24 protein-coding genes and 2 pseudogenes are annotated in these 22,667 nt (G+C 60.3%); 12 read left to right on the top strand and 14 right to left on the bottom strand.

Annotated features, from left to right (window positions below; translation table 11 throughout):
* Window positions 1-560, top strand: a pseudogene (locus tag F8N96_RS11650) (aldehyde dehydrogenase (NADP(+))); the annotation flags it as partial.
* Between the two features lie 128 nt (window positions 561-688).
* Here the strand turns inward: F8N96_RS11650 and F8N96_RS11645 are convergent.
* On the bottom strand, window positions 689-1,591 hold the full coding sequence (locus tag F8N96_RS11645) for a LysR substrate-binding domain-containing protein (protein ID WP_150797927.1): 903 nt from the start codon (window positions 1,589-1,591) through the stop codon (window positions 689-691).
* 197 nt (window positions 1,592-1,788) lie between these two features.
* Between F8N96_RS11645 and F8N96_RS11640 the strand changes: the two genes are divergently transcribed.
* From F8N96_RS11640 to F8N96_RS11615, 6 genes are read left to right on the top strand one after another with little or no spacing between them, the layout of a single operon-like run.
* On the top strand, window positions 1,789-2,634 hold the full coding sequence (locus F8N96_RS11640) for a transporter substrate-binding domain-containing protein (protein WP_150797926.1): 846 nt from the start codon (window positions 1,789-1,791) through the stop codon (window positions 2,632-2,634).
* Between the two features lie 13 nt (window positions 2,635-2,647).
* Entirely contained in the window at window positions 2,648-3,310 is a 663-nt protein-coding gene (locus F8N96_RS11635; RefSeq protein WP_150797925.1) for an amino acid ABC transporter permease, read from the top strand.
* Between the two features lie 7 nt (window positions 3,311-3,317).
* A complete protein-coding gene (locus F8N96_RS11630; RefSeq protein ID WP_150797924.1) occupies window positions 3,318-4,007 on the top strand; it encodes an amino acid ABC transporter permease in 690 nt (229 codons plus the stop codon).
* Window positions 4,007-5,509 (top strand): argininosuccinate lyase, encoded by a 1,503-nt coding sequence (argH, locus tag F8N96_RS11625; protein WP_150797923.1) that lies wholly within the window; start codon window positions 4,007-4,009, stop codon window positions 5,507-5,509. The genes F8N96_RS11630 and argH overlap by 1 nt, the downstream gene beginning before the upstream one ends.
* Window positions 5,506-6,246, top strand: a complete 741-nt coding sequence (locus tag F8N96_RS11620) for an amino acid ABC transporter ATP-binding protein (protein WP_150797922.1) — start codon at window positions 5,506-5,508, stop codon at window positions 6,244-6,246. Before argH ends, F8N96_RS11620 begins: the two co-directional genes overlap by 4 nt.
* A 55-nt stretch (window positions 6,247-6,301) precedes the next feature.
* Window positions 6,302-7,066: an amino acid ABC transporter ATP-binding protein gene (locus F8N96_RS11615; RefSeq protein ID WP_150797921.1), complete on the top strand. Its 765-nt coding sequence runs from the start codon at window positions 6,302-6,304 to the stop codon at window positions 7,064-7,066.
* 93 nt (window positions 7,067-7,159) lie between these two features.
* On the opposite strand, the gene F8N96_RS11610 is transcribed toward F8N96_RS11615, so the two are convergent.
* Window positions 7,160-8,233 carry a LacI family DNA-binding transcriptional regulator gene (locus F8N96_RS11610; RefSeq protein WP_150797920.1) on the bottom strand — a complete coding sequence of 358 codons (1,074 nt, stop codon included), beginning with the start codon at window positions 8,231-8,233 and terminating at the stop codon, window positions 7,160-7,162.
* Window positions 8,234-8,452: 219 nt separating this feature from the next.
* Between F8N96_RS11610 and hisD the strand changes: the two genes are divergently transcribed.
* Both hisD and F8N96_RS11600 read left to right on the top strand, forming a co-directional pair.
* On the top strand, window positions 8,453-9,760 hold the full coding sequence (gene hisD, locus F8N96_RS11605; protein ID WP_150797919.1) for a histidinol dehydrogenase: 1,308 nt from the start codon (window positions 8,453-8,455) through the stop codon (window positions 9,758-9,760).
* A gap of 119 nt (window positions 9,761-9,879) precedes the next feature.
* Window positions 9,880-11,271: a GntP family permease gene (locus tag F8N96_RS11600; protein ID WP_150797918.1), complete on the top strand. Its 1,392-nt coding sequence runs from the start codon at window positions 9,880-9,882 to the stop codon at window positions 11,269-11,271.
* Window positions 11,272-11,425: 154 nt separating this feature from the next.
* Here F8N96_RS11600 and F8N96_RS35345 read toward each other — a convergent pair whose 3' ends face one another.
* Window positions 11,426-11,686: a LysR substrate-binding domain-containing protein gene (locus tag F8N96_RS35345; protein ID WP_224789514.1), complete on the bottom strand. Its 261-nt coding sequence runs from the start codon at window positions 11,684-11,686 to the stop codon at window positions 11,426-11,428.
* 24 nt (window positions 11,687-11,710) lie between these two features.
* On the bottom strand, window positions 11,711-12,118 hold the full coding sequence (locus F8N96_RS35340) for a LysR family transcriptional regulator (protein ID WP_224789513.1): 408 nt from the start codon (window positions 12,116-12,118) through the stop codon (window positions 11,711-11,713).
* 207 nt (window positions 12,119-12,325) lie between these two features.
* Here F8N96_RS35340 and F8N96_RS11590 point away from each other — a divergent pair.
* Window positions 12,326-12,580: pseudogene (locus F8N96_RS11590) on the top strand (type 1 glutamine amidotransferase domain-containing protein); the annotation flags it as partial.
* On the opposite strand, the gene F8N96_RS11585 reads toward F8N96_RS11590, so the two are convergent.
* The 5 genes from F8N96_RS11585 to F8N96_RS11565 all read right to left on the bottom strand — a co-directional run bounded on the left by F8N96_RS11585 (window position 12,573) and on the right by F8N96_RS11565 (window position 16,537).
* A complete protein-coding gene (locus tag F8N96_RS11585) occupies window positions 12,573-13,031 on the bottom strand; it encodes an RES family NAD+ phosphorylase (RefSeq protein WP_150797917.1) in 459 nt (152 codons plus the stop codon). The pseudogene F8N96_RS11590 and the gene F8N96_RS11585 sit on opposite strands and share 8 nt — an antisense overlap.
* Window positions 13,031-13,507, bottom strand: coding sequence for an antitoxin Xre/MbcA/ParS toxin-binding domain-containing protein (locus F8N96_RS11580; protein WP_150797916.1), 477 nt, complete (start codon window positions 13,505-13,507; stop codon window positions 13,031-13,033). Before F8N96_RS11580 ends, F8N96_RS11585 begins: the two co-directional genes overlap by 1 nt.
* Window positions 13,508-13,661: 154 nt before the next feature.
* Window positions 13,662-14,432 carry a creatininase gene (locus tag F8N96_RS11575; protein ID WP_150797915.1) on the bottom strand — a complete coding sequence of 257 codons (771 nt, stop codon included), beginning with the start codon at window positions 14,430-14,432 and terminating at the stop codon, window positions 13,662-13,664.
* A gap of 75 nt (window positions 14,433-14,507) precedes the next feature.
* A complete protein-coding gene (locus F8N96_RS11570; RefSeq protein ID WP_150797914.1) occupies window positions 14,508-15,059 on the bottom strand; it encodes a VOC family protein in 552 nt (183 codons plus the stop codon).
* 47 nt (window positions 15,060-15,106) lie between these two features.
* The gene (locus F8N96_RS11565) at window positions 15,107-16,537 is read right to left on the bottom strand and encodes a purine-cytosine permease family protein (protein WP_150797913.1); all 1,431 of its coding nucleotides are present in this window, start codon (window positions 16,535-16,537) and stop codon (window positions 15,107-15,109) included.
* Window positions 16,538-16,962: 425 nt separating this feature from the next.
* Here F8N96_RS11565 and F8N96_RS11560 point away from each other — a divergent pair, with 425 nt between their 5' ends.
* Window positions 16,963-17,631: an FMN-dependent NADH-azoreductase gene (locus tag F8N96_RS11560; protein WP_150797912.1), complete on the top strand. Its 669-nt coding sequence runs from the start codon at window positions 16,963-16,965 to the stop codon at window positions 17,629-17,631.
* 54 nt (window positions 17,632-17,685) lie between these two features.
* Here the strand turns inward: F8N96_RS11560 and F8N96_RS11555 are convergent, their stop codons facing one another.
* Entirely contained in the window at window positions 17,686-18,627 is a 942-nt protein-coding gene (locus F8N96_RS11555; protein WP_150797911.1) for a LysR substrate-binding domain-containing protein, read from the bottom strand.
* A gap of 51 nt (window positions 18,628-18,678) precedes the next feature.
* A complete protein-coding gene (locus F8N96_RS11550; RefSeq protein ID WP_150797910.1) occupies window positions 18,679-19,293 on the bottom strand; it encodes a DUF1989 domain-containing protein in 615 nt (204 codons plus the stop codon).
* 117 nt (window positions 19,294-19,410) lie between these two features.
* Here F8N96_RS11550 and F8N96_RS11545 point away from each other — a divergent pair, with 117 nt between their 5' ends.
* Window positions 19,411-20,280, top strand: a complete 870-nt coding sequence (locus F8N96_RS11545) for a LysR substrate-binding domain-containing protein (protein ID WP_150797909.1) — start codon at window positions 19,411-19,413, stop codon at window positions 20,278-20,280.
* A 9-nt stretch (window positions 20,281-20,289) separates the two neighbouring features.
* On the opposite strand, the gene F8N96_RS11540 is transcribed toward F8N96_RS11545, so the two are convergent.
* The 3 genes from F8N96_RS11540 to F8N96_RS11530 are packed head-to-tail and all read right to left on the bottom strand — an operon-like array spanning window position 20,290 to window position 22,598.
* A complete protein-coding gene (locus F8N96_RS11540) occupies window positions 20,290-20,754 on the bottom strand; it encodes a MaoC family dehydratase (protein WP_150797908.1) in 465 nt (154 codons plus the stop codon).
* Window positions 20,755-20,775: 21 nt separating this feature from the next.
* Window positions 20,776-21,507 carry a hypothetical protein gene (locus F8N96_RS11535; RefSeq protein WP_150797907.1) on the bottom strand — a complete coding sequence of 244 codons (732 nt, stop codon included), beginning with the start codon at window positions 21,505-21,507 and terminating at the stop codon, window positions 20,776-20,778.
* 14 nt (window positions 21,508-21,521) lie between these two features.
* Window positions 21,522-22,598, bottom strand: a complete 1,077-nt coding sequence (locus tag F8N96_RS11530; protein ID WP_150797906.1) for an AI-2E family transporter — start codon at window positions 22,596-22,598, stop codon at window positions 21,522-21,524.
* Window positions 22,599-22,667: the final 69 nt, after the last annotated feature.

Genomic DNA, 22,667 nt, shown 5'->3' with positions numbered 1-22,667 from the left:
GCAGCTATGGCCAAGGTCTGCAGAAGTTGCTTTCTCATTCGGGCATCGAACACCTGGCCGGTAGCCCGCAGGCAGGGAATCAGGCCCAGCCGCAATTGTTCAAGGCGGATGTCAGCCTGTTGCTCGAGGGCGACGAAGTGCTGCAGGAAGAAGTGTTCGGCCCGACCACGGTGTTCGTCGAAGTCGCGGACCAGGCGCAACTGAGTGCCGCGCTGAACGGCCTGCATGGGCAGTTGACGGCGACCATCATCGGCGAGCCGGCGGATTTCGAACAGTTCGGCGAATTGACAGCGTTGCTGGAACAGAAGGTCGGGCGGATCCTGCTCAACGGTTATCCGACCGGCGTGGAAGTCTGCGATTCGATGGTCCATGGCGGGCCGTATCCGGCGACATCGGATGCGCGCGGGACGTCGGTGGGTACCTTGGCGATCGACCGTTTCCTGCGGCCGGTGTGTTTCCAGAACTACCCCGACAGCCTGCTGCCTGAAGCGTTGAAGAATGGCAATCCGCTGGGCATCCAGCGCCTGGTCGACGGCCAACCCTCCCGCGACGCCCTCTAACCGCTAAACACACCCCCCTGTAGGAGCTGGCTTGCCAGCGAAAGCGTCCGTTCAGTGACAATTATGTCGACTGATCCACCGCCTTCGCCAGCAAGCCGGCTCCTACAGATTGCTTTTCACCTCTGTATTCACTGCCAGTCTTTTGCGGCAGTGCTGAGCATTTCATCGATCAGTTGGCTGAAGCGCTGGGTAAGCAAGCCGATCGGCCGATCGGCCGGTAGCAGCAGATAGGTCGAGAAGCGTATTTGTGGACGAAACGGCCGGGTTTCGATACCGGTGTGCAGGTATTCCTGCGCCACGATCGGGCTGACGATGCTCACCCCCAGACCCAGCGCCACCAGCGAGCAAACGGTAGCCGCATAGGGCGTTTCCAGATTCAGCTTTCGATGCTCCCTGTCGTCGGAAAACGCTCGATCGACCCGAGCACGCGAGCCATCGTTCTGCGACAGTGAAATGAACTCCTCCCCTCTCAGGTCTTCAGGTCCGACCGACGTAAATGCACTCAGCCGATGCCCTTTGGGAAATACGCACACGCCCGGCACATCGCAAATCGCCTGGGATTTCACCCCCGGCATGTCTTCACCGACATAGGACACCAGCCCCAGGTCGCAGAACTGCGAGGCGGCCCAATGGGCGACCATCGGCGAATCGTTGGTATGCAGCGAAATCGCTACGTCCGGGTTCTCCTGACGAAAGCGCTGGACTACCCGCGGCAACACCGTCAATGACAACGAAGGCACGGCAGCGATACGTAACCGCCCCGTACCGCCTCGACGAATGTTCTGCGCAGATTGTTCCAGGCTATGCAGCCCGATGAATGCCCGTTCGACATCGGCGAACAACGCTGCACCTTCATCAGTGGGCAACAGGCGTCCGCCGACCCGTTCGAACAGCTTGAACCCGCTGTTGCGTTCCAGCTGCGCAATCAATCGGCTGATGTTGGGCTGTGAGGTGTGCAGGGATTCGGCGGCCGCGGTCATTGAACCGCTCAACATCACTGCACGAAACGCTTCGACTTGTTTGAAGTTCATAGAGACCATATCAATTCGGTATGGATGGCTACTGTATTGTCATTTGTTGATATGAACCAGAGGCTTTATAAATGTTTACGCCATCGACGTAGCCACCTTGAAGGTGGCAGTGCGAAGCGAGTACACGACACCCCATAACAAAAACTCATTGCGTCGCTGCGCCTCAGGCCGGTCGGCGCTGATACCAGGAGTGCATCATGGCGTTTTCCTTGAAAATCCTTGGCAGTGCATTGGCATTCTCGTGTTTGTCGTTGACAGGCCTGACGCCAGTTCACGCCAGCGAACTCCCCGCCGTTCCCGATCAGATCAAGCAAGCCGGTCAGCTGCGTGCAGGGGTGCGTTGCGACCAGCCGCCCTACGGTTTTCAGGACGGCAGCGGCGAATACGCCGGCGTCGAAGTGGAAATGTCCCGGCAGATCGCACTGTGGGCACTGGGCTCGAAAGACAAGGTGACCTTCACCTGCGTCACCGCTGAAAACCGCGTTCCGCAACTGCTGGGCCGCAAAGTGGACTTCCTGATCGCCACCCTGGGGGTTACGCCGGAACGCTTGCGGGTCATCGACTTCACCACACCCTATCGTTGGGGCGCCAGTGACGTGGTGGTTAAAAAAGACAGCCCGGTCAAGACCATCGCCGATCTCAAAGGCAAGACCCTGGCCACCCTCAAGGGCTCGGTCCAGGCCAAGTGGTTCGAGGATCACATGCCCGAGGTCAAGACGCTGCGCCTGAACAGTGCGGCCGATGCGCTGCAGACCTTCCGCCAGGGCCGTGCCGAGGCTTACACCCATGACGCCGCGACGTTGGTGGTGGTGGCCGAAAACGACCAGGACGCGCGCCTGCTGAACGAGCCCTTCCTGATCTCCGATGCCGCCATCGGCGTACGCAAGCACGACGAACAATGGCGCGATTACCTGAGCGCCGCCGTGCAGCGGATGCATGAGGAAAAACTGTTTCGCGACTGGGTGCAGCAGTACGTGCCCCAGAACATCCAGAGCTACTACCTGAGCGTCTTCGAGCAGGCTAAACCTGCCGAAGCCCTCTGACAGGTCGCCTGTCATGGATTTCGATCTCAATTACCTGCTGGCGCAATGGCCTGCGCTGCTGGACGGCGTCTTGATGACCTTGCGGGTGTCGTTGCTGGCGATCACCTTCTCGCTGCTGATCGGTGTGCTGGGCGGTGCGGCGCGGGTGATCAAGGTGCCGGTACTGGCGCAGATTGTCGTGTTGTACGTCGAGCTGATCCGCAATACGCCGATTCTGGTGCAGTTGTTTTTCATCTTCTACGGCTTGCCTGCCATCGGTATGGAGCTGTCGTTGTTTTGGTCCGGTGTGGTGTGCCTGTCCCTTTGGGCCGGGGCGTATCAGGTGGAAAACGTGCGCGGCGGCCTGGCGACTGTCGAGAACGGGATGCGCGAGGCGAGCGTGGCCCTGAGCCTCAAGCGTTCGCACTACTTCTGCCTGGTGGCACTGCCGATTGCCTTCCGGACCAGCTTGCCGGCGATGCTCAACACGGCGATCTCGCTGCTGAAGAACTCATCGTACCTGCAGGCCATCGGCTTGGCCGAGCTGACGTTTGTGGCGGTGGACCGGATTGCCACGGATTTTCGCGCCATCGAGATGTTCAGTGCGATCTGCGTGATTTACCTGGTGTTGGTGGCGATTCTGGCATTGTTGACCGGACGCTTGTCGGCGCACTTGCAACGTCCTTTCCGGCAGTGAGGCCTCGATGAATTTCTTAGTGGAAAACTGGGGTTTCGTCTCCAAAGGTTTGTGGATGACCCTGCGCCTTGCACTGGTGGTCCTGCTGTTCACCACCTTGATTTCAACCCTGTTCGGCGTGCTGGCGACGCTGAAAAAACCTCTGCTGAGCTGGACCATTCATGGCTACGTGGAGCTGTTTCGCTCGATCCCGCTGATCGTCAACGTGTACTTCATCTACTTCGGTGTACCGATGCTCGGCCTGGACTTGAGTCCGTTTGCCGCCGTGGCCACCGGCCTGACCTTGTGGGGCAGCGCCAATGGCATCGAGATCGTGCGTGGCGGTCTCGAATCGGTGGCGCGCCATCAATGGAAAAGCGCCTGGGCGCTGGGCCTGCGACCTTGGCAGATCTACCTGTACGTGATCGTGCCGCAGTCGATGCGCGCGATTCTTCCGGCCTACACCGGGTTGTTGACGATGCTGGTCCAGGCCACCTCCCTCGGGGCGCTGGTGGGTGTCGGCGAGTTTCTCAAGGTCGGTCAGATCATCATCGAACGCGCCACGGTCATGACCGGCGTGAGCCCCGCGTTCATCGTCTATGGCGCTGTGCTGCTGGTGTACTTCGTCATGTGTTCATTGCTGAGCTGGCTCAGCCGCTATCTCGAACGTCGCCTGGGTCGCCCGGTGACGCGTGACAATCATCAAGGAGTTTCATGATGCAAGAATCCAAAGTCAGTCGGCGCCTGAAGGAAACCACTGCACCGGAAGTCAACGAGTACATCTACCGTCCGCGCCTGGAGGGGTTTGCCGATGCCTTCGACAACCTGGGCAACGTCAACAAGGCGCACATCGTCATGCTCGCCGAGCAGGGCCTGATTCGCGGTGAACACGCGGCGGTGCTGGCCAGGGGCGTGCTGGACATGGAAGCTGCCGGGCCGGGTGTTGTGACGCTCGATCCATCCCGCGAAGACGCTTACTTCAACTACGAAGCGCATTTGATCGAGCAGATCGGCACCGACGCCGGCGGCCGTCTGCACACCGGACGCAGCCGCAACGATATCCTCGCGACCCTCGACCGCCTGCGTTGTCGGGAAGTGCTGATGGATGTGATCGACGCACTGATCCAGGTGCGCCAGACCGCCATCGACAATGCCGGGGTATTCGCCGAAGTGGTGATGCCCGGCTACACCCATCTGCAACCGGCGCAGCCGATCACCTACGGTTACTACCTGTCCGCGGTCGAGCAGGCGCTGGCGCGTGACTGCAATCGTCTTACCCAGACCCTGGAGTCGATGAACCAATGCCCATTGGGTGCTGCGGCCTTTGCCGGCACACCGTTCGACATTGACCGTGCCCGCACGGCCCAGCTCCTGGGCTTCGATGGTTATCTGGACAATGCACTGGACGCCGTGGGCTCGCGGGATTTCATCCTGGAAAGCCTGTCGCACCTGAGCCTTCTGTCGGTGTTCTGGAGTCGCGTGGCCCAGGACTACTTCGTCTGGAGCACTCACGAATTCAGCCTGATCGACTTCCCGGACAGCGTTGCCGCGACGTCGAGCATCATGCCGCAGAAGAAGAACCCGACCGTGCTGGAATACCTGAAGGGCCGCAGCGGACACATCGTCGGCCTACTGATGGGCGCGAGCATCACGATCAAGGGCAGCAACTTCTCCCACACCGGCGACGCCAATCGCGAAGGCACTCGCGGATTCTGGGAGGCGGCCGAAGAAAGCCTGCGCTGCCTGAAGTTGCTGGACCTGGTGCTGCGCACTGCCACACCGAATGTCGAGCTGGCGGTCAAGCGAGCCGGTGAGGATTTCTCCACCGCCACAGGGCTCGCCGACCTGATCGTGCGTGAGGCGGATCTGTCGTTCCGCGAAGCTCATCACGTGGTCGGCGCGGTGGTGCGCATGGCGATGGATGCGGGTTTGCCGGCGCATCGGATCGACACCGCTATGGTCGACGTCTGCGCTGTGGAGCAGTTGGGCTACGCGCTCAACCTTGCGGCGAACAAGGTGCGTGATTGTCTCGATCCGACGGCCAATGTGCAGGCGCGGATATCGGCTGGCGGCCCGTCGCTGTCATCGCTCAAACCCAGCCTGCTGCGTGCCGACGCGCGTATCGCCAAGGAGCGGCAGGCCAATCAGACCCGGCGTGATCGCCTGGCGGCCGCCCATGCTCGCCTGCAAGAAGCGATTCGGACGCAGGCGGGCCTATGAGCAGCATGTTGACGGTACGCGGGCTGCACAAAAGATTCGGTGATCACGAAGTGGTCAAGGGCGTTGATCTGGACGTCATCGAAGGCGAAGTGGTGGTGATCATCGGCCCCAGCGGTTCGGGAAAGTCCACCTTCATTCGCTGCCTGAACAGCCTCGAAGCGCCTTCAGCGGGCAGCGTGGTGGTCGGCGGCGGTGAGTCGATCAAAGCCGGGGATCACAAGTCGCTGGCCAGGCTGCGAGAGGAAGTGGGCATGGTTTTTCAGGATTACACCTTGTTCCCGCACCTGTCGGTGATGGCCAACATGATCCTGGCACCGGTCAAGCTCAAGCGCGCATCCAGGGCGCAAGCGCAGAGCAATGCACTCGCGCTCCTGGATCGAGTCGGGCTACGGCACAAAGCCGATGGCTATCCGTCCGAACTGTCGGGGGGACAGCAACAGCGGGTGGCGATTGTCCGAGCGCTGGCCATGAAGCCCAAGCTGATGCTGTTCGATGAACCCACCTCGGCGCTGGACCCGGAAACCGTTGGCGACGTGCTGAACGTGATGAAAGACCTGGCCGGTGAAGGCATGACCATGATCGTGGTGACCCATGAAATGGGTTTCGCTCGGGAAGTGGCGGATCGGGTGGTGTTTTTCGACGGCGGGCGGATTGTCGAAATGGGGCCGCCTTCGCAGATCTTTTCCGCACCGAAGGAAGCCCGGACCCGGCAGTTCTTGCAGAGCGTTCTTCATTAGAGCCCGCTTGAGTGTCAAGTCGGACACAGGCCCGCAAGCGGCCAGGAGTTTTGCCATGAGTAAAGTGATGAGTAAGCCGCTGGGTGCCGAAGGCATGATACGGATGGAAGGCGTTCATAAATGGTACGGCCAGTTCCATGTGCTCAAGGACATCAATTTAAACGTGCATCAGGGCGAGCGTATCGTCCTGTGCGGCCCGTCGGGTTCCGGAAAATCCACCACCATCCGCTGCCTCAACCGTCTGGAAGAACATCAGCAAGGTCGCATTGTGGTCGACGGCACCCGGTTGACCACCGACCTGAAGCAGATTGAAACGATCCGCCGTGAAGTCGGCATGGTGTTCCAGCACTTCAACCTGTTCCCGCACCTGACCATCCTGCAGAACTGCACCCTGGCGCCGATGTGGGTGCGCAAGATACCCAGGCGCAAGGCCGAGGAAATCGCCATGCATTACCTGGAGCGCGTGCGCATCCCGGAGCAGGCGCATAAATACCCGGGGCAACTGTCCGGCGGCCAGCAGCAGCGCGTGGCGATTGCCCGCGCGTTGTGCATGCAACCGAAAATCATGTTGTTCGACGAACCGACCTCGGCGCTCGATCCGGAAATGGTCAAGGAAGTGCTCGACACCATGATCGGCCTGGCCGAAGACGGCATGACCATGCTCTGCGTAACCCACGAAATGGGCTTCGCCCGCACCGTGGCCAACCGGGTGATCTTCATGGACAAGGGCGAGATCGTCGAACAGGCTGCGCCGAACGACTTCTTCGACAACCCGCAGAATGACCGGACCAAGTTGTTTTTGAGCCAGATTCTGCATTGATGGGTTGAGGTCCTCCGCGACTGACGCACGGGTTGGCGACCAATAGTCGCTCCCCGATCGCGGCCTGGCCAGGGTACGACTGTCGACTGATGACTAGTCCTGCGCTTGCCAGACCAGGCAATCAGGCCCCTGCCTTACCCCGGACTCGGGTATCTTCGAGCTGTTGCGCACGATCAACTGCCCTCGAACGACCTCTTGAATCGCCGGGGTATCCGGGTTCTCCAATTGCGCGCAAATGATGCCGACCGCACGACTGACCATGGCGCCCACCGGTTGAACGTAAGTGGTCAGCGCAAAGACTGGCCAGGACGCCAGTGCAATGTCATCGAAACCGACGATTGAAATGTCAGTGCCCGGCTTGAGGCCGAACTCCTCGCGAGCGACGTTTATCGCGCCCAGCGCCATGATGTCGTTCGCGCAAAAAATCGCGTCCGGTGGCGTGGCGCTCGACAGCAGGCGGCGTGTGGCGTCCATTGCCCCGTCAAAGGTGTAGTGCCCCTCTTCGCGTTGCGGCGCCGGATGCCCCAGATGTTGCAGCGCGTCGACAAAACTTCGCTCCCGATCGCGACTGGTCGAGGAGCTGTCCTTGCCGGCGATATAGGCCAAGTGACGATGGCCACCGGCAACCAGAAACTGCGCAATTTCCAGGCTGCCCTGGGCATTGTCGCTGGTCACGCTGGAGATGCTGCTGCTGTCATTTCGACGATTGAGCAGCACCACGGGCAAACCGGTCTGCTTGCACTCCTGGGCAAAACGCGAAGACAGGCTGGCGGAGACCAGGACCAGTGCTTCAACGCGGTAGCCGAGGACTTCTTCGAGCACCGGATCGGAGTCTTCGTGGTTGGCGGTGGAGAACAGCAGTACCCGATAACCCAAGTCTTCGAAGGCCGCCGACAAGGCCTCCAGCACCGCCGAATAAAAGGGGTTCTCCATGCTGGGCGCGACGACGCCGATCAGATTGGAGCGGCGCTTGATCAGCGAGCGCGCCCACTGGTTGGGTCGATAACCCAGGGTCGCTGCCGCTGCCTCGACCTTCTGCCGGGTCTTGGGTGAAACACTGGCGCCCTTGGTGAAGGTTCGCGAGACCGCCGACTGGGAGACACCCGCCATCCTGGCCACGTCGTGGGCCGTGACCGGATGCCGGAGTGGGTCGTTGGAAACTGCCATTTTTTCGTCTGCGCCGAAGGTTCAAATGGCGATCATACCTGCCCTTGCGCGCGACGTGTGCAGCCTGCCCGTTTTGCCACACAACACCTGCCTCCCACGACTAACCCTCCAGGTCTTTTTTCGCCTCCCCCCTTTTCATCGGCCTTGGGAATGACTTAGGATTAGCGTCATTGCATACGTATGCAAATTCAAAAACAACAACGCTCAGGAATCTATCCCATGGCAACTTGGCTCAAAAAAGGCGCGGAAGCGTCCGTCATCAAATCCGCCGCCCGTGAAGTGCGTGACACCGTCGAAAAGACCCTGGCCGACATCGAGGAGCGTGGCGATGCCGCGGTCCGCGAGCTCTCCATTCGCTTCGATAACCTTGATCGCGAGGACTACCGCCTCTCCAGCGCCGAGATCGATGCCTGCATGGCGCAGCTGACCAAGCGCGACATTTCCGACATCGAGTTTGCCCAGACCCAGGTGCGCAATTTCGCTCAGCACCAACGCAACAGTCTGCGCGACCTGGAAGTCGAAACCCTGCCAGGCGTAGTCCTGGGCCACAAAAACATCCCGGTCAACGCGGCCGGCTGCTACGTGCCGGGCGGCAAATACCCGCTGCTGGCTTCGGCGCATATGTCGGTGATCACCGCCAAGGTGGCCGGCGTACCGCGCATCATCACCTGCGCCCCACCGTTCCATGGCAAGCCGGCGCCGGCGATTGTTGCCGCGCAGCACATGGCGGGCGCCGATGAGATCTACTGCCTGGGCGGGATCCAGGCGATCGGAGCCATGGCCCTGGGGACCAAGTCGATTGCGCCGGTCGATATGCTGGTCGGCCCGGGCAACGCGTTTGTCGCCGAGGCCAAGCGCCAATTGTTCGGCCGGGTCGGTATCGACTTGTTCGCCGGTCCTACCGAAACGCTGGTGATCGCCGATGAAACGGTCGACGGCGAAATTTGCGCCACGGACTTGCTCGGTCAGGCCGAACACGGCCCGGACTCGCCGGCGATCCTGCTGACCACTTCGGAAAAACTGGCCCGCGAGACCATGGCTGAAATCGAACGTCTGCTGCAGATCCTGCCGACTGCCGGCATTGCCCGCCAGGCCTGGGAGAATTTTGGCGAAGTGATCGTGGCCGAAGACGAACAGGAAATGCTGACCATCGCCAACGACCTGGCGTTCGAGCATGTGCAGGTCATGACCCACGATCCGGACTTCTTCCTGAACAACATGCGCAACTACGGCGCGCTGTTCCTCGGCCCGCGTACCAACGTCTCCTACGGCGACAAGACCATCGGCACCAACCACACCCTGCCGACCAAGAAAGCCGCGCGATACACCGGCGGCCTGTGGGTCGGCAAGTTCATCAAGACCTGCACCTATCAGAAGGTCATGACCGACGAAGCCTCGGCGCTCATCGGCGAGTATTGCTCACGCCTGTGCGCCCTGGAAGGCTTCTCCGGACACGGCGAGCAGGCCAACATCCGGGTCCGTCGCTACGGTCACAAGGATGTGCCGTACGCCGGTATCGCAGAGTAAAAACAGCTTGGCTAAAAAGGGCCGCGACAGGTGCGCGGCCCGACAACAAAAAATCACAGCCACTGCGCAGCCTGTCATTCGCCTCTCTGCGCTGCAGGCCCAGCCTCGAAGGACATCCCATGAGTGTCATCATCGCCTTGATGGCGTTGTTCGCGTTAATGCTCGCCGCTTACCGGGGATACAGCGTCATTATCTTCGCGCCACTCGCTGCACTCGCTGCCGTTCTGCTCACTGACCCCAGCGCGGTAGCCCCGGCGTTCAGTGATATTTTCATGGACAAGATGGTCGGTTTCATCAAGCTCTACTTTCCGGTGTTTTTGCTGGGAGCGGTGTTTGGCAAATTGATCGAGCTGTCCGGTTTTTCCCGCTCTATCGTCAAGTCGGTCATTCACCTGCTGGGCAGCAGCCAGGCCATGCTGGTCATCGTGCTGGTCTGCGCGCTGCTCACCTATGGCGGCGTCTCGCTGTTTGTGGTGGTGTTTGCGGTTTACCCGTTCGCGGCGGAAATGTTCCGTCAAAGCGACATTCCCAAGCGACTGATGCCCGCGACCATTGCGCTGGGGGCATTCACCTTCACGATGGATGCGATGCCCGGGTCGCCGCAGATCCAGAACATCATCCCCACTACGTTTTTCGGCACCACGTCCTGGGCCGCGCCCTGGCTGGGCGTGTTGGGTTCGCTGTTCATACTGATCGGCGGCATGCTCTATCTCGAGCGTCAACGACGCAAGGCCCTGCGTACGGGTGAAGGCTACGGCAGCGATCTGCGCAATGAACCGGAAACTGCGCAAGACATCGCCCTGCCCCACCCGCTGATAGCGTTGCTACCTTTGCTGCTGGTGGGTGTGATGAACCTGGCCTTCACCCACTGGATTCCCCAATGGTATGGCAGTGTTTATGAGATCGACCTGCCAGGGCTGAAGGCGCCCATCCAGACCCAGGTGTCGAAGATGATTGCGATCTGGTCGGTGCAGGCGGCGTTGCTGGTCGGGATCGTCACGGTCTTCATCTTCAGCTACCGCACCATCGCTCGCAAACTGGCCGAAGGCAGCCGTAGCGCTGTCAGCGGTGCGATGCTCGCGACCCTCAACACCGCGTCCGAATATGGCTTCGGTGCGGTGATCGCAGCGTTGCCGGGTTTCGTTGCAGTCGTCGAGGCGCTCAAGGTCATTCCCAATCCCCTGGTCAACCAGGCCATCACCATCAACTTGCTCGCCGGTATCACCGGGTCGTCCTCGGGCGGCATGAGCATTGCGCTCGCCGCCATGTCCGAGACCTTCATCGCCTCGGCCAACGCCGCGCACATCCCCCTGGAAGTCATGCATCGCGTGGCGTCAATGGCCGCAGGCGGCATGGATACCCTGCCCCACAACGGCGCTGTCATCACCTTGCTGGCGGTCACCGGCTTGACCCACCGTCAGGCCTATAAGGATATTTTCGGCATGACCATCTTCAAGGTGCTGGCGGCGTTTTTCGTGATCGGGGTGTATTACCTGACCGGGATCGTTTGAGCGAAAGATCAAACGGCAACCTCATGGTTAATGCCGATTAGTACGGCCATCCTCTCGGTTGCAGGAGTTCTGTTGTTTATTCATGCCGTGGTGCTGGCGCGTCTGCCCTGAGAAACCCTCCTCCCAATTAGGTGGACTGACGACAGCCGCGGATTCACCCGCGGTTCATGAAAGCCTGCAAACGCGGCACCATAAAGTCGAGGAATGTCCGGATACGCTGGGGCACATGCTGCCCTCCCTGATACAGCGCATGGACTTCCTCGCAGTCATGCCCGGTTTGCGCAAGCACTTCGACCAGGCGCCCCGTGGCCAGATCCTCATCAATGTGAAAGTCCGCCAATCGGGCAATGCCGACGCCGGCAATCGCCATGCGCCGCACCGTCTCGCCATTGTTCGCCTGCAGGTTGCCTTGCACGATGCGATCAACGATGCGGCCACTCTACATGTCAACGATGTCATCGCATAAGGACAGGTTGATCTGAATGTTCGGGTGGGCTTCCCAAAAGGCCGGCAAATTAGGTTCGATCGCCAGGGTGCCAAAGGCGACCGAGGCATTGATGCGTACGGTTCCGCGTGCTTTCTGAGCGCCTTGGGCCAACACCCTTTCGACATCGTCGAGTTCAGTCAGCAAGGCATTACTGCGTTCGTAGTAGATGCGTCCTTCATCAGTCAGCGACAGCTTGCGTGTCGAGCGCTCAAGCAGACGAACACCCAGGCGCAGTTCCAGTCGAACGATCAGTTTGCTGACCGTTGAAGGTGTCATCAGCATCTGCCGCGCTGCTTGCGAAAAGCTGCCGGCGTCAACGACCCGTACAAATACCTGCATCTCGCCTGCTCTGTTATCCACGTCTGACTCCCACTCATTGATTAGTGAAAAAATATCACAAGCGCTCCATGGTGAAAGGCGGCAATAAGCAGGCAAACGTTCATTTAACTTGTGAAACCAATTCCATACTGGGAACAAGCGGAAGCGCATGGCGTCCGAGCTCAGGCCTGGTCCACCACCTCTCGGACAAGGAAGTCGATCAGACTGGAAACCGGTGACAAGGCCTCGCCCCGCGGCTGGACTTACGCCGGCTATACATTCACGGTCATCAGCAATCAGGAAGAAGAACTGGCCAAGGGGTTATTGAATGGCGGCGCGATGAAGTTCTATCCGCAAACCGCCCTGGAACAAGCCGGAGGCATCTACAGCAGCAACACCTCACCCTGGACCTCACACGTGGTCGTCGACCGCGAACTGGTGACCGGGCAAAACCCTGCCTCGGCGTTGGACGTGGGCAAGGCGATACTTGAGCGGCTCAAGTGAACATGCGGGGGTCGTACATGAAATCGTACACCTCGACCACTTTGATCTCATTCACCGCCGGGTGATGGGGGTTGATCACCACATTGCGTTCCAGAGCCAGCACGGCAGAAGGAACGAACAGGCCCAAGTGCGTGTTCGCCCTCAGCCAGGCGGTACCGAAATCCATGCTTGGGCGGTCGGCGGGAAGGCTCGCCCAACCCTCCGGCAACGTCGTCGGATCCGGCTGCAAAAACAGCGCGGGATCGTCGGGCAGTTCGAAGCAGGTGATCTTCATCGGGAATGTCGGTTCACCCCCGGCGTGGACGAAGGTTTCCAGACAGCAGATTGCCGGCGTCAGTCCCATGTAGACGGCGGGTACATCCTGATCATTCCAGCGCCCTCCCTCGATAGCGGCCCCCATACCCGAAAGATCGGTCGCACGTTTCGCCTTCGCGATGCGCCAGGCCCGCATCAGGCCGCGCCGCCCCACTCCAGGGCATGAAGCACACGCCGAACCTGCCTGGCACCGATCTCGGTTTCGCAGAGCATGATCGGGGCAGTGCCGCCGAGCGCTTTGTTCGGCATCGACATCCAGTGCGCAGCGTTGGCTTTATCCTCGAACACCTCTTCGGCCAGATGAGAGACCGTGGCAATGCGATCAATACGCTCGGAAGCGACAGAATCCAGGTTTTTTTGCTCACGCCGACGCCTTTCGAGCGTAGAGATCGAGGCATTGAGCAGCGTTTCAACACTGCGCTCCTGCAGGTCGAAGGTCTGGCGCAGAGCCTGGACCAGAGACGCTGGAAAACCCATCTTGATCTGCTGCAAGCGCTCCGAGTCCTTGAGCAGTTCTCGATTGAAACTGAAACGCCAAAACGCAGCGATCCCGATTTCACTGGATTCATCCTTCTTTGCTGCCGGACGCCGAGTAGCGGTCGAAGCGTTCATGAGCACTCCATTCAAATGAATTATTTTTTCAGTCAAATGAAGTATAGGCTGTCTCGATGCTCGGCGATACGGCCGCTCGGCGGCGATGGAATTGCTGCACCGATGCCTGGAGGCAGTCATCGCCACCAGGCTTGTGCCAATACCCGATATCTCCCTACGGCTCGAGTCCGAACTCAAACCGTACCGCCTGGACGATCCCGCCGATGACATCCTCCACCAGCCATTTGCCCTTGTCGGCGCTGGAGCCCCGGGCCGATGACAGCACGCCGCTTTCCGGCACCCATTCGGTTCGCGTCGGGTACATATCGTAAACCGGAAATTGCGCTGGCCCGTGGTCCGGGATCTGGTCCAGCGCCACCAGATGCGGATGGTAGTGCAGCATCATCGAGGTCTCGATGACGGCGGCATGTTCCAGCGCGATGCCGGGAAAGCCGTCCGGGAAGATCCTGTCGAGGGTCTGTGATCGGACAAACTCCCAGTGCTCGAGGCGCATGACTTGCAGTCTGGCATCCGGGCCGATATCGCGCAGGGCCAGGTCGATGCCCTCGGTGACGAACCATTGGTTTTCATAATGACCGATCACCAGCACCAGGCGCTTCACGCCATGGCGATGGAATTCGCGTACGGCGTCGCGGACCATGGCGATCAGGGTGGCGCCATCCACGCTGGTGGTGCCGCAGAAGTGCTGCCCTCCTCCGCATCTGGGCTGGGACTTGTAGCCATAGGCCAACGCCGGGGCGACGACGCCGTCGATGACCCTGGCCACATCTTCACTGATGGCGCTGGCCAGCAAGGCATCCGTACCCAGAGGCAAATGCGGGCCGTGCTGTTCAGTCGCTCCGATGGGCAGAAAGACCACGGCGCCTGCTTGCACTTGGCGCTCGTAGTCGACCCAGCTGAGATTATCCATCCGTACAGTATTCATGAGGCAGTACTCCCGATCTCGGTTCCAGACGTCCAGCGTCTCAGCGCCATCAGCGCCGAGACGAGGCCGCGTTGACTAGGCTCGCGGCGGATACCAGGACTCGGGTTCCGGGTAATCCCAATCGGCAGGAAACGCATAGGTTTCAAAGACGGTGGTGGTATCCGCCTCGGTGCCGAAGAACGCGAAATGATTCACGCCCATCCAGGAACCCGACTGCACGCACTTGAAGCCGCGACGGGTCAGTTCAGCGATGCGATCTTCGAACGGGATGTTGTTGCAGTCGTAGGCGACGTGCTGGATGCCTTCGCCGTGTCGCTCAAGGAAATCGGCGAAAATCGTCGGCCCGGAAACCGGCTCCATCAACTCCCAGACCATGTTGCCGGACTGGGCGAAGCAGACTTTCAGGACGAATTCGGCGGGTTCGCCATGGTAAGTCTGGTTGTCGGTGTTGTGCGGACTGAAGGTGTAGACCCGCCATGGGCCGATCCCCAGCTTGAGCAATCCGTCCATGGTGCGCTGGTGATCACGGGTCACGATCGCGATCTCCACGACGTTACCAAGGAACGCATCGACTTCGGCTCCGGCATTCAACGCCGTCAGTACATTGGTTTGTTCAAGATGAAACATGGGGTACTTACCTCTTCAATCATTTAATGGTTACACAACGCTGACAATTACTTGGCTACAAGTGATGAGCGAACAACTTCCGTTCGCCGTGAACGGTGCAAGCAGTAGTAAATCCCACCGCCCACACCAAACCCGGCCAGCCAGGACAAGTCAATCCCGCCAAGTGCCATTGCAAAGGGGCCTTGTAGCGATTTAATGGTGCCCACTTGAAATAACCATGCCGCCAGTACGCCTGTTGCAAGGGCAAATACTCCTCTCCAGTTAATATCCGTGCAGGCACTGTCCGTGTGATGGCAATACAGCGACTGCAGATCGACCTGGCCACGGCGAATCAGGAAAAAGTCCACCAGGGTGATGCCGGCCCAGGGGCTGATCCACACCACGAAAAACACCATCAGGTTTTCAAAGGCGTGCACGAACTCGCCCGATTGCAGGAACAGATAGAGCATGAACAGCGCCACCACCCCCGAGACCGTCGACACCATCCAGCGTGGCACTCGCAGGTCCAGCGACAATGTGGCCAGTGCCGCCGAATAGATGACCACGATGTTAGTGGCGACCGGGCCATGTAACAGCACCAGCAGCACCGGTAGCGCCATCGTGCCAAACACCGCAACGATCAGTTGCGCAGGGTCCGAGCCCGCGCCGGCCGAGGCGATCGCCGCACCGAGAAAGGCCAGCCAGACGGTGGGCAAGAACATGCCGAGAAAGGTCGAGCGGAACACCTGGCCGTCAGACAGTTTGCTTTGGGTGAACCGGGTGTAGTCCGAGGCGTACACCAGCCAGGAAATGCCCCAGCCAATGCCGATAGCCGTCATCAGGCTGCTCATGGCCGACAGCTTGCCGAGGCCGGCGGTGGTCGAGGCCTGCCACTGGATATCGACGTGGGTAAACGCCAGCACGGTCATCACCACCATGATCAGCAGGATCACCGGCATGGTGTAGCGCTCGAAGCACTTGATGGCGTTGAAGCCCCAGGCGGCGATGCCGACCTGGAGCAGCATGACGATCAACGCGATGCCGTACTTGAGCTCCATGCCGCCGCTGATGCCGATTCTGTCCAGGGCGGCGACCGCAAGGTCCAGGACGATCCAGGTGTTGGTGGCCACCCAGCCCATGGGCATCAGCACCTGCATGATCGTCGGCAGGTAGGCACCGCGGCGGCCGAACGCCAGCCGGGACAGCACCATCTGCGGCACGCCCGTACGGTGCCCCATGATGCAGACGGCGCCGAACAAGGCGGCGCCCAGCAGGTTGCCGACCACGATCACCAGCAGGGTTTCAATCAGGCTCAAACCCAATTGGATACCGATTGCTCCCAGCACCCAGTTGATCGGCGCCACATTCGCGCCGGCCCAGATCCAGAACTGGTCCAGCGGCGTTGAAGTGCGTTGGCTATCGGGCACCGGCTCAATGCCCAGGGCATCATAGTTGGCCTCGTTGATTAAACTTTTTTCAGACTTGCGACGCATAGACATTATTGTTTTCCTCGCTGACCGGCGACCCCGTGAATCGCCCCGAGTCATTAAAGCGAGAACGGTCGGTTTAGGTAATTGATAATAACTAAACCGCTCTTTAGAAAAGTTGTCACTTCAAGTATTACTTAATTGCGCAGTTCACCCCGAACATGCAGCATCTGTAGGAGCTGGCTCGCCAGCGAAAGCGATCGTTCAGACATAAATATATTGACTGATCTGCCGCTTTCGCTGCGGTGCGGCGATCCGACAAGCCAGCTCCTACAGGGGGCACAGAGGATTGAACCCGACTCGGCAAATCAAACTCGCTCGTTGAGTTTTATTTGACGCCGCTCAAATAAATGTCAATAGCCGGACCCTCCAGGGTCGTGGCCAACTTGTTGCAGTCACCGAGGCAACCGGGCCTCGGGCCTAACAGGAATCTGCACATGACCACCCTTCTTCATATCGATGCCAGCGCACGAACCGATCGTTCCCTGAGCCGTAAATTGTCCCGGGCATTCGTCGAGGCCTGGGTTGAGCGCGATCACCGGACACACGTCATTGTTCGCGACGTCGGGCTCAACCCTCCGCCCTTCGTGACCCAGGAGTGGATCGCCGCGGTCTTTACCCCCGAAGAACACATGACCGCCGAAAAACGCGAGGAGCTGCGGCTCTCGGATCAACTGATCGATGAGATCGAGCGCGCCGACGTCATCGTGATCGGTACCCCGATGTACAACTACGGCATGCCGGCCGCGCTCAAATCCTGGTTCGACAAAGTGATTCGCATCGGCAAGACGTTCACCTTTGATCTGGGCCGGGGTGACTATCCGTTGGAACCGGTCCTGAGCGGCAAGAAGCTGGTCGTTTTATCTTCCCGGGGCGAGTTCGGCTTTGGCCCAGGCGGCGCTCGGGAAAAGATGAACCACCTGGACCCCCACATCCAGACCTGCGCCCACTACCTGGGCGTCAACGAGACCCATGTCATCGCCATCGATTACCAGGAATTTGGCGACGCGCGCCACGAAGCCTCGATCGCCGACGCTTTCGATGCCGTCCCGGTCCTGGCCAGGCAAATGATCGAAGCCCGACAAACCCGGTTTTCGCTGGTTTGACCGCCCTGTTTGCCAGCGTCAACCTCGAGACAAGGAGCCTGCGCGCAGCCGGTGTCAGGAGGTAAGCGCTATCTGCTGTCCGGCCAGGTCATCCAGGGTGTTCTCCCGGAATGACCTGGCCTCGTCCAGCAACCAGTCCCTGAACAGCGCAAGGCTGCGGCGTGGAACCGACCTTGTGTCTTCGATCAGATGGTAAGTGAACCCGGGCAAGCTCGGCCCTTCCACTCGACGCATTCGTCCGCTGCGAAGCTCGTCGTCGATCAGCACATTGCTGCACAGCAACGGCCCCAGCCCCTGCTCGACGGCATGCAGCGCCAGGGTTTCCTCGCTGTACCAGGAGGTGCGCAAATCCCGCGAGCTATCGTGTTCGACCCGGGCCAGCCAGGTTGACCATGACGGTGCTTGCAGCGCCTGATTCTTCCATTTGAATGCCAGCAGCGAGCGGTTGTGGAAGTCGTCGATCGTCGGGGTGCGCCCGGCCGGACAGATGCTGTTGGCCGCTACCGCGACGTACCTGTCCTCGAACAATTCTGGCCCGCGCCCGTCGGCATCGTTGGGACCGTAGCGAATCGCCAGGTCGACGGTCTCCTCGCGCAGGTCCACGACTTTCTCCGAGGCATGAATCGACACCATTATGTTCGGATAGACCGCATTGAACCTGGCCAGGCGCGGCATCAGCCAGCGCTCGGCGAACGCACGCGTGGTGGACACCTGAATGGCATCACCCGCCTTTGGCGCACCCAGCTGGGCAAACGCCTGGGCAATCTGGTCGAAGCCGTCGCGCAACAGCGGGTAGATGGCTTTGCCTGCGCCGGTGAGGGTCACCGTGCGGCCCCGTTCCAGGAGCTTTTGTCCCAATCCGTCTTCCAGTTGCCGGACTTGATGGCTGACCGCGGCGACCGTGACGGAGAGCTCGTTCGCCGCAGCGGAAAAACTCTGGTGACGTGCCACAGCCTCGAAGGCTCGCACGGAATTCAACGGGGGTATCTTGCGCATGGCATTCTCCGGACGTCTGACGTGGTGCTGGCCTGCAGGCATTATTCAACATCAGCTGATGCTGTAGTGAACATCCTGGGGGGACATCCCGTTGACGGCCGTGATGTCCTGGGGACAGGCGGAGAGCACGACGATGGCGTCCATTTCCGCTTTGAGGCAGACGTACTGCCCGGCCTCACTGACCGGCGCCGCGAACTCGATCCGCCCATCCTGATGCACCGGAACGTTCATGAACAGGTTCAAGGGGCTTGGTGTCTCGGCAACCGCCAGGCCAAGGGCATCCAGGGCCAGGAACAGGTTTTCGTTGCAGCTGTCGTGATGGCCGACCACTCCCAGTTGCCGGTAGCGAGTCGGGTCGCAGGCGGCGACCAGCGTGTCGTGCACGCCGGGGGTGGTGTCCTCGGTAAGGGTGAGGATTTTGCGCCGTTGGTTGGTGACGAGGCTGTCACCCTGGCGCGGGTTGAGCTTCAACCAGAAAGGCCGACTGTGTTCCATCGACATGGCTTCGCGCAGGTCATCCGGGTTGAACGCCCAGGTGTCCACGACCTGCTGGCCATGGGTATTGATCAGCGTGAGGGTTTGCCCCTGTTCAAGCCTGATCGCGACACCGCGCCGGGCCGGCAGGCGGATCCGTGTACCGGGTTGAATCGACGTCATTGTAGTCATGCCTTGTTCTCCTCTTTGTCAGGGGCTGGGTGCCTGCAATCAAGGAAAACACAGGGGAAAAGCGCAAACCAATAATATAAAGTGGCCTCGGTATAAGCCAAATCTATAGGGTGGCCCATGCGAATCCGCCAGCTCGAGTGCTTCAGAACCTTGATGATCCACGGCACCATGACCCGTGCAGCGGCGCTGTTGAGCATTTCCCAGCCCGCCATCAGCAGCACCATTGCCAACCTGGAGCACGAGACGGGCTTGAAGCTGTTCGTGCGCAAGGGCGGTCGCCTGCAGCCCACCCCCGAGGCACGGCTGTTTTTCGTCGAGGCGGAACGGGCGCTCGAGGCGGTGGAGAAAACCAACCGCATCGCCAAGGAAATTCGAACCGGCAAACGTGGCCATCTGGCGATCGCCGCCTACGCCAGCATCTCGATCAGCCTGCTGCCCCGGTTGATGGCCGAATTCGCGAAAGACCGTCCGGGGCTTGAGCTGAAGATCATCACCCGTAACTCGCAGTCGGTGCGTGAACTGATGACGACCCAGCAATTCGACATGGCCATTGCCGAGCTGCCCCTGGACTACCCGACTTCGAACATGCAGGTGATTTCCTATGAATGCCAGTGCATGGTGCCGATCGGACATCCCCTCGCCGAACGGGAGGTGATTACCCCGGCGGATCTGGACGGCGTGCCCTTTGTTTCGCTGTTCAAGGGCGACCCGATCTACCAGCAGCTGGCATTGGCTTTTTCGGCGTACGGTTCAACCTGGAACGTGGTGGCGGAGACCGAATTCTTTTCGACGGCCTGCGAGCTGGTCCGCTCGGGCCTGGGGGTCGGGATCGTCGATCCGGTGGTCAGCCTGCCTTTCACCCGCGATCTGGTCCTGAAGCCATTCTCACCGGCTATCCACTACCAGATCGCGCTATTGCTGCCCACCCAGGAAGAGCCCTCGCAGCTGGCACGGGAATTTGCCCAATACCTCAAGCAACACCTGTGAAGCGCCTGCTCAATCCGGCGCCGGGGTATTGAACACCAGCAACTTGCCCGTCGCCCGCTGCACCACCTTGTCGTTCTGATTGAGGGTTTCCATCAGCATCGTCACCACGCCCCGATCCGGTTTGGACGCGGACGGCTCGATCGCCTGCACGGTGCATTTGAGGCGCAATACGTCGTCCGGATAAGTCGGCGTCGGCCAGCTCAGTTCGATCCCCAGGCCAATGATCCCGTCCGCCAGCGGCACGCTGTCCACCAGCATTTTCATGGTCAGGGCCGCGGTGTTCCAGCCACTGGCCGCCAGGCCGCGGAACAGGCTCAGGCTGGCCGCTTCAGGATCGAGATGGAAGGGTTGCGGATCGAACGCCCGGGCAAACGCCAACATCGCCTCGCGCTCGACGCGCACAGGGTCGCTGTCAAATACCTGACCCAGTCTCAGGTCATCGAGGTAGAGTTTTTCCCAGGCATGCAGGTTCATGATTCATTCCTCCGCGTTGCACTACGAGTAGGCGATGTCACTGAGGTCGATCGCCACCAGCAAGGCCCCGGTGTCGGCCTGACCATCGGGCCCGCGTCGATAGGCGCGCCGCTTGCCGGGCATGCGCAGCCCGTCTGCCTCGACGTAGTCACCTACATATTGGGCGGCAGGCAAGCCGCCGCTGATGTCCACCTTGTAGTCGTGGCGACGCAGCAGGAAGTCCTCGCCGAAGTAGAAATCCTGCACCGCGCAGTGGGTGGCGATGTGCTCGGGAAAGGTCACCCGCAAGCGTCGCCAGTGATGGGTTCCCTCTTGCCAGGGTTCGATTTCTTCGATGGCCACGCCCGGCCAGGTGAACTGGAAAGGCATGGTCAGGTAAGACCAGAGCGCGTAACCGTTGAAGTACGCACGGTGCAGCGGATCCCAGGGGCTGTTTTCGCCATGATCGCGGAAGGATTCCCTGGGCGCGGATCGCTCGGCAATCACCGTGCCGTCGGTTTTTTCGATGGCAATTCGGTCCGGTGAGAAGGCGGTCAATTGATCAGGGCCGCCGAAAGGCGTCACCGAGGCGCGCTGTTCATGCAGCCAGACGGTCATCTGGCGGGGTGCGCTGTCCTGGGTCAGGCCTTTCATGGGCCAGAGCGAGCCACCGGTCACGATAGTGGCGCGCACCTGACTGAAGGCCTTCCAGCGCTCGAGGCCGCCATGGGCGCGCAGTACCTCGTCCAGCAGATCCTGATGCGGCTCGCTCATGGTGACTGCCCTCCTCACGCCTGCGGCTTGTCCTGCACCCATTGCCAGAATAATTGATACCCGACCGCCAGCACCACCGGACCGATGAACAGCCCGATGATGCCGCTGGTGACCATGCCGCCCAGCGCGCCGATCAATATCACCGGCATCGGTACATCGACGCCGCGGCCCAGCAGCAATGGCTTGAGCACGTTATCGACAAGGCCGGCGACGAAGACATAGATGGCGAAGACGATCGTCGCCGTGCTGGCGCCTTCGGTGGCGAACACGAAGGCAATCACCGGCAGCGTGATCAGGGTCGCCGGCAGTTGCATGATGCCCAGCAACAGCACGGCCAACGCCAGCAGCCCGGCACCCGGGACACCCTTGAAGACAAATCCGAGGCCCACCAGCAGCATCTGGATGAAGGCGATGCCGACCACCCCCAGCGCCACCGCACGGATCGTGGAGGTGCACAGTGCGGCAATTTGCCGACCCTTTTCCGGCCCGCTGAGGCGCGATGCAATTTGCACCGAGCTGCGGTACCCGCTCTCGCCATAGGCCATGACGATCCCCGCGATGATCAAGGCGAAGATAAACATCAGTAAACCCATGCCGACGCCGGCCAGCTTGCTCAACAGGCCCAGGCTGGCGTGTTTGATCTGCGGCAGGTACTTCGCGGCCAGGTCGGGAAGGTTGGTGGAAGCCTGTAGCCAAAGGGCCGATAGCGGCTCGCCGATCAACGGCCAACCGGCGACTGATTCGGCGGGTGGCGGAATATGGAAATCGCCCCCCTTGACGATCGCCATGGCGTGTTCGACCGAATCTGCAATCGAGACCCCCAACAGGTAGATCGGCACCACGAGGATCATGATGGCAACCAGCACGATCAGCGTGGCAATCACCCCATCTTTATCGCCGAGCGGTTCCCTGAGCCGCACTTGCAGCGGGTAAAGGGTGATTGCGAGGATCACCGACCACAGGATGAGATCGAGGAACGGGCTGAATATCTCGAAGCAGAACAGCACCAGGACCAGAATCAGCCCGAATCGAATCAGCACATCGAGCATACTGCGGGTGAACGTCTTTTCGGAGATGGACGTGGGCTCCATGGATGCCTCATTGCAGATCACTGCAAGGTAGGGGATCGGTTAGCCCAGCATAGACCCTCGATGGAAAAT

The sequence above is a fragment of the Pseudomonas fluorescens genome (assembly GCF_902497855.1).
Classification (GTDB): domain Bacteria; phylum Pseudomonadota; class Gammaproteobacteria; order Pseudomonadales; family Pseudomonadaceae; genus Aquipseudomonas; species Aquipseudomonas fluorescens_BI.
Note: the sequence above shows the minus strand (reverse complement) of the source record. Positions and strands in the feature narration are given on the sequence as shown.

Bases quoted from the DNA above. Each gene is read 5' to 3' on its own strand.
- F8N96_RS11645 (WP_150797927.1), bottom strand. From the start codon at position 1,591: ATGAACTTCAAACAAGTCGAAGCGTTTCGTGCAGTGATGTTGAGCGGT.
- F8N96_RS11640 (WP_150797926.1), top strand. From the start codon at position 1,789: ATGGCGTTTTCCTTGAAAATCCTTGGCAGTGCATTGGCATTCTCGTGT.
- F8N96_RS11635 (WP_150797925.1), top strand. From the start codon at position 2,648: ATGGATTTCGATCTCAATTACCTGCTGGCGCAATGGCCTGCGCTGCTG.
- F8N96_RS11630 (WP_150797924.1), top strand. From the start codon at position 3,318: ATGAATTTCTTAGTGGAAAACTGGGGTTTCGTCTCCAAAGGTTTGTGG.
- argH (WP_150797923.1), top strand. From the start codon at position 4,007: ATGCAAGAATCCAAAGTCAGTCGGCGCCTGAAGGAAACCACTGCACCG.
- F8N96_RS11620 (WP_150797922.1), top strand. From the start codon at position 5,506: ATGAGCAGCATGTTGACGGTACGCGGGCTGCACAAAAGATTCGGTGAT.
- F8N96_RS11615 (WP_150797921.1), top strand. From the start codon at position 6,302: ATGAGTAAAGTGATGAGTAAGCCGCTGGGTGCCGAAGGCATGATACGG.
- F8N96_RS11610 (WP_150797920.1), bottom strand. From the start codon at position 8,233: ATGGCAGTTTCCAACGACCCACTCCGGCATCCGGTCACGGCCCACGAC.
- hisD (WP_150797919.1), top strand. From the start codon at position 8,453: ATGGCAACTTGGCTCAAAAAAGGCGCGGAAGCGTCCGTCATCAAATCC.
- F8N96_RS11600 (WP_150797918.1), top strand. From the start codon at position 9,880: ATGAGTGTCATCATCGCCTTGATGGCGTTGTTCGCGTTAATGCTCGCC.
- F8N96_RS11585 (WP_150797917.1), bottom strand. From the start codon at position 13,031: ATGCGGGCCTGGCGCATCGCGAAGGCGAAACGTGCGACCGATCTTTCG.
- F8N96_RS11580 (WP_150797916.1), bottom strand. From the start codon at position 13,507: ATGAACGCTTCGACCGCTACTCGGCGTCCGGCAGCAAAGAAGGATGAA.
- F8N96_RS11575 (WP_150797915.1), bottom strand. From the start codon at position 14,432: ATGAATACTGTACGGATGGATAATCTCAGCTGGGTCGACTACGAGCGC.
- F8N96_RS11570 (WP_150797914.1), bottom strand. From the start codon at position 15,059: ATGTTTCATCTTGAACAAACCAATGTACTGACGGCGTTGAATGCCGGA.
- F8N96_RS11565 (WP_150797913.1), bottom strand. From the start codon at position 16,537: ATGTCTATGCGTCGCAAGTCTGAAAAAAGTTTAATCAACGAGGCCAAC.
- F8N96_RS11560 (WP_150797912.1), top strand. From the start codon at position 16,963: ATGACCACCCTTCTTCATATCGATGCCAGCGCACGAACCGATCGTTCC.
- F8N96_RS11555 (WP_150797911.1), bottom strand. From the start codon at position 18,627: ATGCGCAAGATACCCCCGTTGAATTCCGTGCGAGCCTTCGAGGCTGTG.
- F8N96_RS11550 (WP_150797910.1), bottom strand. From the start codon at position 19,293: ATGACTACAATGACGTCGATTCAACCCGGTACACGGATCCGCCTGCCG.
- F8N96_RS11545 (WP_150797909.1), top strand. From the start codon at position 19,411: ATGCGAATCCGCCAGCTCGAGTGCTTCAGAACCTTGATGATCCACGGC.
- F8N96_RS11540 (WP_150797908.1), bottom strand. From the start codon at position 20,754: ATGAACCTGCATGCCTGGGAAAAACTCTACCTCGATGACCTGAGACTG.
- F8N96_RS11535 (WP_150797907.1), bottom strand. From the start codon at position 21,507: ATGAGCGAGCCGCATCAGGATCTGCTGGACGAGGTACTGCGCGCCCAT.
- F8N96_RS11530 (WP_150797906.1), bottom strand. From the start codon at position 22,598: ATGGAGCCCACGTCCATCTCCGAAAAGACGTTCACCCGCAGTATGCTC.